Origin of the sequence: Rheinheimera sp. 4Y26 (assembly GCF_025245835.1) — a bacterium.
Lineage (GTDB): Bacteria > Pseudomonadota > Gammaproteobacteria > Enterobacterales > Alteromonadaceae > Pararheinheimera.
The window spans coordinates 279,249-291,950 of the sequence record NZ_JAOBWS010000003.1; the positions used below are offsets into that span (position 1 = coordinate 279,249).

The 12,702-nt window shown below is 49.7% G+C and carries 12 protein-coding genes; 5 read left to right on the forward strand and 7 right to left on the reverse strand.

Annotated features, from left to right (window positions below):
• Positions 1 to 7 precede the first annotated feature (7 nt).
• From N3Z11_RS06530 to torT, 3 genes are all read right to left on the reverse strand, one after another.
• Positions 8 to 1,225: a class I SAM-dependent methyltransferase gene (locus N3Z11_RS06530; RefSeq protein ID WP_260656351.1), complete on the reverse strand. Its 1,218-nt coding sequence runs from the start codon at positions 1,223 to 1,225 to the stop codon at positions 8 to 10.
• A gap of 48 nt (positions 1,226 to 1,273) precedes the next feature.
• Positions 1,274 to 2,224 carry a hypothetical protein gene (locus N3Z11_RS06535; RefSeq protein WP_409566854.1) on the reverse strand — a complete coding sequence of 317 codons (951 nt, stop codon included), beginning with the start codon at positions 2,222 to 2,224 and terminating at the stop codon, positions 1,274 to 1,276.
• A 133-nt stretch (positions 2,225 to 2,357) separates the two neighbouring features.
• Positions 2,358 to 3,461 (reverse strand): TMAO reductase system periplasmic protein TorT, encoded by a 1,104-nt coding sequence (gene torT, locus N3Z11_RS06540; protein WP_260656352.1) that lies wholly within the window; start codon positions 3,459 to 3,461, stop codon positions 2,358 to 2,360.
• A 211-nt stretch (positions 3,462 to 3,672) separates the two neighbouring features.
• On the opposite strand from torT, the gene N3Z11_RS06545 reads away from it, so the two are divergent.
• Positions 3,673 to 4,296: a DUF2799 domain-containing protein gene (locus tag N3Z11_RS06545; protein ID WP_260656353.1), complete on the forward strand. Its 624-nt coding sequence runs from the start codon at positions 3,673 to 3,675 to the stop codon at positions 4,294 to 4,296.
• 103 nt (positions 4,297 to 4,399) lie between these two features.
• On the opposite strand, the gene N3Z11_RS06550 is transcribed toward N3Z11_RS06545, so the two are convergent.
• Both N3Z11_RS06550 and N3Z11_RS06555 read right to left on the reverse strand, forming a co-directional pair.
• Positions 4,400 to 6,463 carry an LTA synthase family protein gene (locus tag N3Z11_RS06550; protein WP_260656354.1) on the reverse strand — a complete coding sequence of 688 codons (2,064 nt, stop codon included), beginning with the start codon at positions 6,461 to 6,463 and terminating at the stop codon, positions 4,400 to 4,402.
• The gene (locus tag N3Z11_RS06555) at positions 6,463 to 7,104 is read right to left on the reverse strand and encodes a DUF2238 domain-containing protein (protein ID WP_260656355.1); all 642 of its coding nucleotides are present in this window, start codon (positions 7,102 to 7,104) and stop codon (positions 6,463 to 6,465) included. Before N3Z11_RS06555 ends, N3Z11_RS06550 begins: the two co-directional genes overlap by 1 nt.
• Before the next feature lie 162 nt (positions 7,105 to 7,266).
• On the opposite strand from N3Z11_RS06555, the gene N3Z11_RS06560 reads away from it, so the two are divergent.
• On the forward strand, positions 7,267 to 8,199 hold the full coding sequence (locus N3Z11_RS06560; RefSeq protein WP_260656356.1) for an SPFH domain-containing protein: 933 nt from the start codon (positions 7,267 to 7,269) through the stop codon (positions 8,197 to 8,199).
• 9 nt (positions 8,200 to 8,208) lie between these two features.
• Positions 8,209 to 8,685 carry an NfeD family protein gene (locus N3Z11_RS06565; protein WP_260656357.1) on the forward strand — a complete coding sequence of 159 codons (477 nt, stop codon included), beginning with the start codon at positions 8,209 to 8,211 and terminating at the stop codon, positions 8,683 to 8,685.
• Positions 8,686 to 8,810: 125 nt separating this feature from the next.
• On the opposite strand, the gene N3Z11_RS06570 is transcribed toward N3Z11_RS06565, so the two are convergent.
• Positions 8,811 to 9,752: a pseudouridine synthase gene (locus N3Z11_RS06570; protein WP_260656358.1), complete on the reverse strand. Its 942-nt coding sequence runs from the start codon at positions 9,750 to 9,752 to the stop codon at positions 8,811 to 8,813.
• 198 nt (positions 9,753 to 9,950) lie between these two features.
• Between N3Z11_RS06570 and N3Z11_RS06575 the strand changes: the two genes are divergently transcribed.
• Positions 9,951 to 10,565: a hypothetical protein gene (locus tag N3Z11_RS06575; protein WP_260656359.1), complete on the forward strand. Its 615-nt coding sequence runs from the start codon at positions 9,951 to 9,953 to the stop codon at positions 10,563 to 10,565.
• Positions 10,552 to 11,307 (forward strand): DUF3307 domain-containing protein, encoded by a 756-nt coding sequence (locus N3Z11_RS06580; RefSeq protein ID WP_260656360.1) that lies wholly within the window; start codon positions 10,552 to 10,554, stop codon positions 11,305 to 11,307. The genes N3Z11_RS06575 and N3Z11_RS06580 overlap by 14 nt, the downstream gene beginning before the upstream one ends.
• Positions 11,308 to 11,403: 96 nt before the next feature.
• Here N3Z11_RS06580 and N3Z11_RS06585 read toward each other — a convergent pair whose 3' ends face one another.
• Entirely contained in the window at positions 11,404 to 12,678 is a 1,275-nt protein-coding gene (locus tag N3Z11_RS06585; protein ID WP_260656361.1) for an MgtC/SapB family protein, read from the reverse strand.
• Positions 12,679 to 12,702 lie beyond the last annotated feature (24 nt).

Below are 12,702 nucleotides of genomic sequence, written 5' to 3' on the forward strand. Positions count from 1 at the left end.
TAACGCCTTAGCTGGTCGGTTCAGCGCTTGCAAGCAAGGTTTCCAGGCAATGCTGTTTGATGCCATAAAAAGCTTTCAGCTCAGCAATCTGGGCAAGTATCGCTTTGTTATCCTTTGGTTTTTTTCGCTTTTGCGCCAGGATCATTTTATTTTTGCTGGTATGTTCCAGACTAATAAATTCAAATACCTGAGTATCGTAACCATGGGCTTCGAGCAATAAAGCGCGCAGGCCATCAGTCAGCATTTCCGCCTGCTGGCCGGCATGGATCCCATGCACCAGCAAAGGAGATAATACCGGCGGGCTTAACAGCTGCGGCCGCAGCTCCTTATGACAACAAGGCGAACACATAATAATTTCTGCGCCGGTGCGAATACCCATATGAATTGCATAATCGGTGGCGGTATCGCAGGCATGCAGCGCTATCATCACGTTAATACCACGGGCTTTAAAATGTTTGACGTCTCCCTGCTCAAACTGCAGCCCATCAAGCTTAAGTGCCCGTGCTGTGTTATTGCATAAGTCCACTAACGGCTGGCGTAGCTCCACCCCTGTCACCTGAGCTTTCAGGCCAAGGGTGCTGGTCAGATAATCAAAGACGGCAAAAGTTAAATAAGCTTTGCCCGAACCAAAATCCGCTACATGCAAAGCCTGCTGCTGTGCCAGACCGGTTTGACTGATGGCTTTGGAAAGTACCTCAATAAACTTATTAATTTGCTTCCATTTTTTTGACATGGACGGAATAAGCTGGCCCTGTGCGTCGGTAATACCCAGCGCTTGTAAATAAGGCCGGCTTTGTTCAACAAAACGGTGTTTTTCTTTATTATGGGCCAAAATGGCCGGCGCTTTGCTGAGGGCAATTTTGCGTTTATTCAGAAGCACTTTGCCTTTTTTACTGATACCAAGCTGCACTTCCTGACTTTGGGTTTCCAACAACACATTATAAAAATCGCGGCCAATCCACTCTGTCAGCAGGTCACAAGCCTGAGGCAAGGTATAATTTTTGGTGGTGTCAAAGGTGCGGTTTTCCGCTAAAAACGACAACAACAACTCATTTTTCAGCTGCACCGGCCTGATTTGCACCCGCTGTAACTCGGCATCCTGCCCCTGATATTTTGACAATAACAACCGTACCAGCACTCCGGCGGTAAAAGCCTGGCGGAACAGGTCGATAAATTCACTCAGTGCTGGATCTGTAGGGACGGCAATAGGCTCAATGGGGGTCATGCTGGTTCCGATGCAAAAAAATATCGCCGGATTATATCAGAGCCCGGCTTAAAACTGCTGCGCTGGCTTTATTGCTTCGTTTATTTTAATTTTTTCCACCCGGGTGGAAGCTGGTAACTGCAACCAGAATTCGTTGATGCTGGTAGGTGTGGCCGGCGGTAACACCGGATTTGGCAGCTCAAACACCAGCGACTGACTGTACTGACTGAGCGGAAATACATGCCGGCTCACCGGATGTTGTTGCATAAAAGCCTGCAACTGACCTGATATCGCCAGTGCCGTTAAGCCTTTTTGCAGCCGTTTGGCCAGAGGTTCATTGCTTTGTTTGACAAAAAAATACATAGCGTAGGGATACTTCAGCAACACATCAGTGCTGAACATCAGATCCGGATACTCTTTGGCAAAATGTGCCACTTCAGACGGGCCTTCAAACACACTACGCGGGAAATAATCACAACGTTTTTTACTGAGCAAAGACAACATCTGATCATAACCATCGACCCGTAAAACCTTCAGGCCAGCATGCTCCATAATGGTTGAATCCGGCCAGTTGCTGCCCTGACAGGCGGTAAGCTGCTGTAGCTCTGAAAAACTGCTCAACTGCTTAAAACCGGCCAAATCGGTTTTGCGGATCATAAAACCGCGCCAGCCTAAACCTCCACCAAGCAGCGGCACCCGGATAGGCAACAAATTTTTTTCCAGCTGCAAATCGGTGCCAAAACGATGTAAATCAATAAAATTACCTTTGTGCAGCATGTAAAACATATTGCCATGACGGGGTGGCATCAGCTCCTGCACCCGTGCTGGCCCAAACTCAGCTTCGGTTTGTTTAAGCACCAGCTGCAATAAATCCTGATAATAAGCATGGCTGGCTTCCTGAATCGACTGCTGCCCCAGGGTGCGGATCACAGTTTCTGTAGCAGATGCACCTCTTGCCAGCCCAAACCAGAATAGCAATAACAACAGGGAAATGCGCAGGCGCGGTAGGCTGAACATCACAAAAAACACCTTTACCTCATACAGATAGCTTTAGCATAGTGGAATTGCCCCGCCACAGCCAGCTATGCTTTACCAGCCCAGCCCGGCATAAAACCAGCCTCTGGCGGCATTTTTTCCACTCAGCTGATTTCAGCTAAAGTGGTTTCTCCGGCAGCTCTGGCTTTGTATCGGGCAAATCCAGCAGCTCGCGCCGAATGATCCACTGCTCGTCCGGCGGTAACAACCTGTCCATCGGGTAAGAGGCCAGATTATCGGCTTGCAGGACCTCAATTTGTGGCGCCACATAAGCTGGCACCCGCTCTTTTTGTAACAGCCTTATTGCCAGGTCAACCGCAATCCGCGCCTGGATCACCGGCGAGTCGGTGACAGCTGCGGCTATCAGGCCTTGTTGTAACAGCTCAATGACAGCCGGATTGGCATAATAAGCCACAATTTTTGGCAAAGGTTTGGCACCGCCCTGCGATTTGCCGGCCTGATCTTTATGCAATAACTGCTGATGCAATAACTGCGACACCACTTTAGCGGCAACTGCATTGGCCAGCACCACATCCACATCAGGATTTTTAGCAAAAAAATTACGGGCAAGACCCGCCTGACTAAAAGCGTCTGTTGGACCATAACCTGCATGCAACACCTGAGTTTGGCTGCCCCGTAGCGTATTTGTTAACCCTGTTTCAGCATCCCGTACCCAGGCTGCACCTTCCGGCCCCGGAAACCAGGCAAGTTTTAATGGCTTGTTGCCGTGCGGCTTTAAAATATATTGGGCGGCGGCGGCCGACATACCGGCAAAAGACAACGACGAATGACTACTGACCCCGGCACTGTCGATGCCGTTAATCAGGTCTATCACCGGAATTCCCCTGGCGCTGAGCTGCCGGATTTGCGCATCCAGCCCATTGGCAGAGATAGCCGCAATAATATAAGCGTCGGCTTTTTTCTGTTCGCATAACCTGAGTTGTTCAATTTGTTTGGTGGCATTTTCGTAACCTCCGGCTTCATAAATACCCAGCATCACGCCTTGTCTGGCCGCTTCTTCCGATAAACCCCAAGCCACGCCCCACCAATAATGATCTTTGCCATGGGGCAACAAGGCACATAAGCGCCATTGCCGCTGGGCCTTGGGCAAAGGGTTGTATTGTTGTTTTTGACCATCTGCTATCACAGGTACCGGAAACCAGTGAGCTGCAAGTGCAGGACAGATAAGCAATGACAGAAAAAGCGCCACAATTCGTTTCATCAACAACACTCCTGACATCCATGACAACAAGGCTTATGGCTCAGGCCCGGGTGCATGCAGCACAGCTTGCAGCGACAACACAGGCAACAGTCACATTCTGAATCGACTGAGCCTTTATTGCTTAGCCGCGGTTTTTTCAGGGAAATTTGCTTGGCAGCCAAAGCGGCAAACATTAGCATAGAGCACTTTTCGATAAATGATGGAACATCAGATGAGCCTGACCCAGACCTTGTGCCGGCTTGCCGCCGGTTTTAGTCTGCTGCTGTTATTAGCCTCTTGCAGCAGTATCAGTAAAGATGAATGTTTGCGTGGTGACTGGTACAGCCTGGGCGTTAACGATGGCAAAGCCGGCACTCTGGCCAGTAAGTTTCGCGACTATCAAAAAGACTGTACTGAACATGGTGTCACGCCCGACTTTAAAGCCTATCAGCAAGGTCATAGCCAGGGTTTAGTGTTTTATTGTGATTTCCCGCACGGTGAAGCCCGTGGCCGCAGTGGCGCTGAATACAACACGGCCTGCAGCGGTAAACTTGAAGCCGATTTTCGCCGTGGTTATCAGCAAGGCCGGCGCTGGTATCAGGCCAAATCGAAGGTGGACGAATTAGGCTCAGCCATTAACAGCATCCAAATGCGGATAGAACAGCATAAAGATGAGATTTATCGCAGCAATCAACAAATTGCGATGGAAAATGACCCAAACCGTCGGGCTTCTTTGTTATACCGCACCGACAGGCTCAGAGATGAACTGGAAGATTTCCACACCGAACTTGGCCGGTTACAGGTACAGTTTTATCAGGCACAACAAGCATTTGCACCACTAAACCGATCTTATTAACTAACATTTATCGCCCGGCAAAAACGGCAGCAAAGGCTGCCGTTGTTGTTTGTGGCGTTACTGCAGCGTTACAGCACCGGTCAGGCTTGCGCTTTGCTGTTGTTTAACCCTGTTTGAGCCGGTGATATAAATCAGATTGCTGATACCTGAGCCAGCCCCAGTGCTGTAATAATTGCTCTGCGGCCTGCAGCTGTGGCGCTGTAAGTTCGGGCTGTTGTTTGCGGTACAACATCAGGCGCTTATCGCCACTCTCACTTTGAGCACTAAAATATTTATCGCGAAAATCATAGACCAGTCTGTTGTTTTCGCTGCTGATTGCAGCAATTTGTAAAGGCGCCCGGATAAGCCCCACCACCTGAAGCACAGCAGGCGCATATGCTGCGTGCTCTGCCACTGTTGGCGGTAACAACAACGCCTGGCGCAACATCAGCTCAGCCATCTGCACATGGCCAAAGACCGCTGGCAATTGTTGTTGCTGATTGCTGACATAAAAAATCCGGGTCTGGGCGTCATTGAGCTGATGGCCATGTCCTAAAAAACCATCATCAAACAACGACTCGCCATGATCGGCCGTCACCACCAATAAGCTGTTATCCAGCACCTGATGCTTCGCCAATAATTGCCGGATTTGCCCAAGCGCCAGATCGGCATTGGCTACCGCATTGGCGTAACTTTGTTCCAGCAATTTTTTATTGCGCTCATTTATTTGGCTGCGGCTTATCAGCACCTCACTGAGCAGCTTTTTTGTCTGACCATGCACATAAGGGTAATGCGCCGCCTGCAGATTAATGTACACAAACTGCGGCTGTTGCCAGTTGAGCTCGCTGAATCTCTGCGCAACCTGCTGCACTACCCTGTCTTCACTGAGACGCAGCGACCCCAGGGTGGTTGAGGGGTACACCCTGTCTTCTATTGCGGTTTTGGCGTCAAAATAATAATGTCCGGGCTGTTTCATCCCTACTGTAGCGGCCACATCACCAAAATCTTCGGCCTGGCCCGAAATATAGTTTTGCTGATAACCCAGTTTGCCAAGCGCCTGCACCAGGCTCATTTCCACAGGTCTGCTGCTTAAACTGCGGTTAAACAAAGCTTTGAGTGAACTGGTGGTAAAACCGGTATGGCTGTAAACCTGCTGACTAAAACTGCCTTGTCTGGCAATAGCCGACAACTCTGGCATCACGGCTTTGCCGTTTAAAGTGGCAAACAGCTGATCCGCCCTGACACTTTCCAGCACCACCAACACCAGATGTTGTGGCCGGCGCTGCTCGCTGATGGCTTGTTTTACCAGCGCAGGCAGTGGGTCCTCTGGTTTTGGCAAAGCTGGCAAATCACCAAATAAGTCATCTTCATCGATACCATTGCCCGGTATATCCATGGCACCCGGAAATCTTTTGGCATCAAATGGATGTTGATCAACCTTAGGTAAAAACCAGCCGTAACCGTCGCCATCGGCATCGGTCAGGGCTGTGGCGACAGCAGCAAACAGCTGCTGCGAAACCTTTTTCTCAAGTGCATCATGGTATTGCTGCCTTGCGCCCACCCATTGCAATTGCGGCAACATCAGCAATAAACACCAGCATGTGAGCAGCCACCAGCCACGCCTGTGGGGTAATAAGGTCAGACGGTGGCGCTCGAGCCGGCGGTACACCAGCCATAACAACAGCACCAACAATAACAGCGGCGCCAGCAGCAATAGCAGATGAATGCCAAGCTCGCCCGCTACCATGCGAATCGCCTGCCAGCCACTGCCGCCGCCCAGATTCTGCAGCACCTGCCAATCCATATTGCCGCCAAAATAATCCACCAGCTCAGTGCGCAGCAGCACGGTACAGAGCAGCGCCGTTAGCAGCAATAACATAAACATCAGATGGCTGCGTAAGCTGGCTTTACCACGCAGCAACAGCAAATACAGGCTAAAGGCGAATAAAATAAGGGCAATGTCGGCCACAGCAGAGAGCAGCACAAACAGCAGACGTTCAAAGGGTTCATCAAAAGTCAGAGGGCGCAAAAAACCCGGCGCGGCAAATAAATCAAATTGCCGCACTAACAACAGGCTTTCGCTGGCACACAGCACTGCCGCCACCAGACACAACAACAGCAATGAAATTTTATCGATGTGAAGATGGCGACGATACCAATCTATGCCGCTTTTTATAAATGATTTCATTAACTTGTGGCTGCCCCAGGTCTGAGCGCATTGAGTTGCCGCTGGTGCAATTTGCCAAGCAGCAATAAAGCCGATATGGCGCCGAGCAACGCCAGAAACATATCAGACTGGGTATCCCACATATCACCCTGCGTGCCTAAAAACTCGTCGGCGCCCTGACCCAGGGCCAAAGCAGCGCCCCACTCTATCAGCTCATAACTGGCACTGATGGCAAGCACCACACAAAGGATCAGAAAATTCAGCATTCTGGCCGAACGGACATAAGCGCCCCGCCATAAAACTTCCCGCGCCGCTATGGCAGGCACCAGCCCCTGAAAAAAGTGGCCAATTTTGTCATAAGGGTTGCGATCAAGTTCCAGCCATTGCTGCAGCATAAACCCCAAAGGCACACGGGCATAAGTGTAAGCACCACCGACGATCAGCACGACACAGTGCCAGAAAATCAAAAAATACAATAAGCTGGTCAGCGGATAGCGGTGTTTACTCCACCACAATAACGGCAGCACTATCAGCACCGGCAGCACTTCCATCAGCCAGGTGATACGATCGTAGGGTGCCAGACCCGACCAGACTAATAACAAAATTAACACCAGACTGCCGAGCCACTGTAACAGCAGCCCTGGAGAAAAAACGGAAGACATCTGCACTTTAAACCTCTGTAAAAACAAAACCCTGGCCAGAATCTGTCCGACCGGGCTGCAAGCCTTTGCTCAGGCTTTGCCAGTCCTTTTTCATTTACAAATATTCAACCCGGTGGCACATTGACTGCTGTAATGCAGTTTTGCCCATTAAAAGGAGTTTGTATGCCGGAGTTATTTGTCCCTGTTTTATCCGTGATTGCTGTGTTGATAGTGATCAGCAAAGCCGTGCTGATTGTGCCACAAAATATGGCTTTTATCGTGGAACGTTTAGGCAAATATCATGACACCATGACCGCAGGGATGCAGTTTATCATCCCCTTTATTGACCGCATCGCTTATCGCGTATCACTGAAAGAAAGTGCCATTGATATTCCAAGCCAGGCCGCCATTACCAAAGACAACATCAGTCTGACCATAGATGGTGTGCTTTATATCAAAGTGATGGAACCATACAAAGCATCTTATGGTATTGATAATTATGAATATGCGGTGATCCAACTGGCACAAACTTCAATGCGTTCTGAACTGGGTAAACTGGATCTGGATAAAACTTTTGAAGAGCGTGACAACTTAAACGCCAAAATTATTGAAGCCATTAACCAGGCCTCTGCCGCTTGGGGTGTGCAGGTAATGCGCTATGAAGTAAAAGACATCAGCCCACCGGCTTCTGTGCTGGATGCGATGGAAAAACAAATGCGCGCCGAGCGGGAAAAACGCGCTGCTATTCTGGATTCTGAAGGTAAACGTCAGGCGGCCATTAACCTGGCTGAAGGCGAAAAACAGGCCACAGTACTGGCAGCTGAAGCCGACAAAGCCGAGCAGGTACTAAAAGCCGAAGGTGAAGCTTTGTCGATTGAACTGGTCGCCGCAGCCCGTGCCAAGGCGCTGACGATGATTGGTGAAGCGGCAGCAACCACTGAAGGTCAGGCTGCGGTGCAACTGGATTTAGCCACTGAAGCCATAGCTGCGAAAAAAGCCATTGCCCGCGCTTCGACCGTGGTGCTGATGGATAACGATAAATCAGCCGCCGGCCATACTGTGGCAGAAGCGCTGAGTGTAGTGGCGGCAATGCAAAAATCCGGCAGCCTCAGTTAAGGAATAACTATGGAGTTATCTATTACAACCTGGCTGATTTTACTGGGTATTTTATGTGTGATTCTCTTGCCTTTTGCCGTGCCCGGCATTTTAGAGGCGTTGTTGTCACTGGGTATCGCCAGCTTTTTGGCGGCTACTTTGTTGTCGCTGGGCATTTTACCTGACTCCTGGCCAGCCATGTTGACCGCCCTGGCCATCAGCACTTTATTGCTGGCGTTGTTGCTGTGGAAACCGCTTCGGAAACTGCAGCAAGGCAATGAAAAACTAACAGAAAACCCGGCCATTTCTGATTTTGTCGGCAACCGCTTAACCCTAAGTGCTGACGCCAGCAAAAGCCACAGCAGCACAGTGCAATTTAGTGGCCTGAGCTGGCAGCTGAAGTTAAGCCCGGATTGCCCAAGCGATACTTTACCGGCCGGCACTGAGGTTGAGATCACAAGCGCCACTGTAGGCTTATTGCTGGTGACTTTGCCCCGGCAGCAATAAGCATTGGTAACGCAAACTGCGGTGCTTTAGCCGACACTTGCATGCAGAGCCTAAACTCGGTACTACAGCTAAAAAACGCTGCAATTGCAGCGTTTTTTTATTGGTTTTAAGACAACACCAAAGCTTTAACCGCTTAAGCCGGCTGCTGGTGTTTTCTGCCAGCTTTGCAGCTGCCGCTCTGAACAAAACTGCAGCATTTTGCCGCTGATGGGGTCGGTAAAACTTAAGCTTTTGGCCAACAGCTGTAGCGGCTCACTAAAATCCAGCGCCTGTTTTGGCAACAAGGTCGGATAATATTTGTCGTATAACAGCGGCAAACCAAGGCCCAGCATATGCACACGCAGCTGATGGGTTTTGCCGGTGAAAGGGGTTAGCTGAAATAAACCAAGCTGTTGATCCATATCCAATAACCTGATCTGAGAACGGGCATTCACCTCCCCCGCGACCTGTTGCATTAAAAACCTGGGTTCAGATTTGTCCAAGCGGTTTTCTATCAGCCACTCTTGCCCTGGCGTTAGCTGCGACCTCCCTTCCACTGACTGGCTTTTTGGCAAAGCCGCCACTGCCAGATAACTTTTCTGAATTTGTCCGCTGGCAAACAGCTGATAATAAGCAGCTCTGCTTGCTGGTTTTTTACTAAACAACACTAAACCAGCGGTTTCACGGTCAAGCCGGTGCACCGCAACTAAATCCGGCAGTTGATGTTGTTGTTTTAACCTTTCCAGCAGACATTCGTTCACATAATCGCCACCCGGAGTCACAGGCAAAAAATGTGGTTTACAGGCCACCAGAATATGCTCGTCCTGATAGACCAGCGTTTCACGAAAAGGAATTTTCGGCTCTGCTGTGACTTCCCGGTAATAACATAAGCGCCGGCTTGGACTAAAAGCAGTGTCGGCTTTGACCACCTCACCACCAAACCAGTGAATTTTTCCTTGCGCAAAACGCTGTTGCCAAATGTCGGGGGAAATACGCGGAAACTGCAGGCATAAAAATTCCAGCAGGTTGGCACAACCCGGATTAATCGGGGGTAAGGTAATTTCAGAGGCCCGGTTGGCAATACTCATCGGCTGGCTCTTTGGATACAAACAAAGCCTTATGCTACCACAGTAAAGGCGTAGCCGGATCTGCAACTGCACTCGCTTAGGTAAGCAAAACAGCATACAAATAAAAAAGAAATCAAATTAGCTTACATTATTAGATGTAAGCTATAATGATTACATCTGACGATAATAACAGAAGAATCCGGCAGCATGGAGACACAAATGGCCGTTTTTGCAGTGATCACAGGCGATCTGGTGAAATCATCCAGTTACCAAAGCACAGATTATGACCGGCTGTTGTATTTACTCGACCAAAGCCTGAGGTTATGTACTGAACCCCAGCATTTTAGTATCTACCGTGGGGATGCCTTTCAGTTGTTGCTTACAGACCCCAGCCAGGCGGTGCGCGCCGCTTTATTGCTCAGACTGAACTTAATTACTGAAGGTACAGATGCCAGGCTTTGTATTGCTATAGGCGCCGCCGATAATTTAAGGGCCGATATCAAAACCGCCACAGGGCCGGTCTTTACTTTGTCAGGCACCGGACTGGACCGGCTGTCGCAGCAGCGCTGGAGCCTGTATGACGCTGCGGGCAAACAGCCGCTTGATTTATTGTTCAGGTTTGCCGACCAGCGGCTGATGCAGCTGACCAAACGACAGGCTCAGGTGCTGTTGCTGTATTTTCTGGCCGAAGATAAATCCCATAAAAATCTGGCCAGCGAGCTCAATAGCTCCAGAGCCAATGTCACGGCCTTATTAAATCAGGCCAGTTACCTGTTATTTGACGACTTTTTGCAACATTGCCACCACTGGATCTCTGACTATGTTCAACACTGAGTTTTTGCTACTTGCAGCCTTATTTGCGGTACACCTGCTGGCCGATTTTTACCTGCAACCCCAAAGCTGGATCACAGACCGGCAACGCCGTTTACGCTCCGGCGCTTTAGTGGCACATAGCCTGGTGCACAGCAGTGGTTATCTGCTGGTGCTGTTGTGGTGGAATCACAGTTATGGCTGGGGCTGGCACTTTGGCCCTGCACTGCTGGCAACTGCAGCTCTGGGTTTGAGTCATTATCTGATTGATTTAACAAAATCTTATGCCAAAAACAGCGCTGGCGTTTTTTTACTGGACCAACTGCTGCATGCGGTGATGCTCCTGCTGGTCTGGGGTTATTATTGTGATGGTTTTACTGCGCTGCAATCGGCATGGCAGCAGTTTTACCAGCCTGCTTACCTTGCTGTGCTGCTGGCGTATTTATGGGTGCTCAAACCCAGTTCGGTACTAATTCAACTGCTGCTGCAAAGCTGGCACAGTGCGCTGCCCAATCAGCAACGCCCCCAAACCTTACCTGCAGCCGGCCATCATATCGGCATGCTGGAAAGAGTGTTGATCCTGACATTTGTACTGCTGGAAGAATACGCCGGTGTCGGCTTTTTACTGGCCGCCAAATCAGTATTCCGTTTTGGCGATTTAACAAGAAGCAGCGAAACCAAACTGACCGAATATGTGCTGCTGGGCACTTTGCTCAGCGTCAGTCTGAGCTTTTTACCGGCTTTGTTATTTAAGTTATGGTTTTAAATGAGAAAGTCGGGCCATACCTGCAGCTTATATTCCAGCCAATATCTGGGGGGCAGTCCACTACACCTATTGGCCTGATAGCGGCTTTTAACGGACTTAACCCAACCAGACAATCAACATGCCCACCAGCAAAATCAGGCTGGTAGCCAGTATTAATTTACGTCTTAACAGCACACTGCCAAGTGTCATCACCAGCAGACCTTTGACCAGGGTATTACTGAGCGCTGCCACAAGTAACGCAGCAGCTGACAAATTTAACTGATTGTTTTGCCTGGCAAGTTCAGTCATGGACAAGGTAATGGCATCCACATCTGTTAAACCGGCAAGAGCCGCCACCAGATACAAACCTTCAGCAGGCGCATAGTGTTGTGTCAGCTTCACCGCCAATAACACCAGCGCAAATAACAAAGCAAATTTACTGGCCTCCCACAGGCTAAAAGGGTTACTGAGGTTGTCCTGACGCTGTTTAATTTGCCGCCCGGCATTGCCCCGCCAGTAAAAAAAACCAGCCAAAGCGGCAGTAAACAAAGCCATCAGGCTAAAAGGCAGCCAAATCTGCGCCAGCAGAGGCAAATACACCAGGGCGACAGTGACCATCACCCGCACAAACATCACCAGCCAGGCCAGTAGAATACCGCTTGCCAGTTTATCGGCCGCATCGCTGTCGATTTCGGTTTTACTTTGCCTGGCCATACTCATACTGACCGCAGTGGAGGACACCAAACCACCGGCAAGACCTGCCAACGCAGTGCCACGGCCAGAGCCTAATAGCCGTATCGCGATATAACCCAATAATGATAAAGCGGAAATTAAAATCACCAATAACCAGAGTTTATAGGGGTTCAGTGCCAGCCAGGGATCGATGGCGTGATCAGGCAACAAGGGCAAAATAATAAAAGTCGCCAACAATAATTTACTGCCGGCATATAAATCTGTGGTATCGAGTTTGCTGACCAATCCATGCAGCGGCTGTTTAAAGGTCAAAATGGCCGAGGTTAAAATGGCCAGTGCCACCGCAAGTTCGGCATAGCCAAACATCACGGCCCCCCCCAATAAACAAACGGTAATAGCGCTGATTTCAGTAGTGAGGCCAAGTGCGGCTGGTTGCTGCCGGTTTTCCAGCACATAAGCGGTGATCACCACCAGAGACAACGCCAGCACAGCACTGATAAATAACCAGGGACTTTGCAGATGAATAGATAACCAGGCACTGACAGCGCCCACCTGGGCTATCAGAATAAAAGTGCGCAAGCCGCCAAAGGTGCCCGGGTGTTCAGTGGTTTTGTGTTTTTCACGTTCAATGCCAACCAAAGCACCGATGGCCAGTGCCAGCAAAAAGTTCCGCACTGCAACTACATCAAACTCTGCCATGCCAAGTCTCTGAATTTATTCTGG

Bases quoted from the DNA above. Each gene is read 5' to 3' on its own strand.
- N3Z11_RS06570 (WP_260656358.1), bottom strand. From the start codon at position 9,752: ATGAGTATTGCCAACCGGGCCTCTGAAATTACCTTACCCCCGATTAAT.
- N3Z11_RS06565 (WP_260656357.1), top strand. From the start codon at position 8,209: ATGGAGTTATCTATTACAACCTGGCTGATTTTACTGGGTATTTTATGT.
- N3Z11_RS06575 (WP_260656359.1), top strand. From the start codon at position 9,951: ATGGCCGTTTTTGCAGTGATCACAGGCGATCTGGTGAAATCATCCAGT.
- N3Z11_RS06545 (WP_260656353.1), top strand. From the start codon at position 3,673: ATGAGCCTGACCCAGACCTTGTGCCGGCTTGCCGCCGGTTTTAGTCTG.
- N3Z11_RS06580 (WP_260656360.1), top strand. From the start codon at position 10,552: ATGTTCAACACTGAGTTTTTGCTACTTGCAGCCTTATTTGCGGTACAC.
- N3Z11_RS06585 (WP_260656361.1), bottom strand. From the start codon at position 12,678: ATGGCAGAGTTTGATGTAGTTGCAGTGCGGAACTTTTTGCTGGCACTG.
- N3Z11_RS06550 (WP_260656354.1), bottom strand. From the start codon at position 6,463: ATGAAATCATTTATAAAAAGCGGCATAGATTGGTATCGTCGCCATCTT.
- N3Z11_RS06560 (WP_260656356.1), top strand. From the start codon at position 7,267: ATGCCGGAGTTATTTGTCCCTGTTTTATCCGTGATTGCTGTGTTGATA.
- N3Z11_RS06530 (WP_260656351.1), bottom strand. From the start codon at position 1,225: ATGACCCCCATTGAGCCTATTGCCGTCCCTACAGATCCAGCACTGAGT.
- N3Z11_RS06555 (WP_260656355.1), bottom strand. From the start codon at position 7,104: ATGTCTTCCGTTTTTTCTCCAGGGCTGCTGTTACAGTGGCTCGGCAGT.
- torT (WP_260656352.1), bottom strand. From the start codon at position 3,461: ATGAAACGAATTGTGGCGCTTTTTCTGTCATTGCTTATCTGTCCTGCA.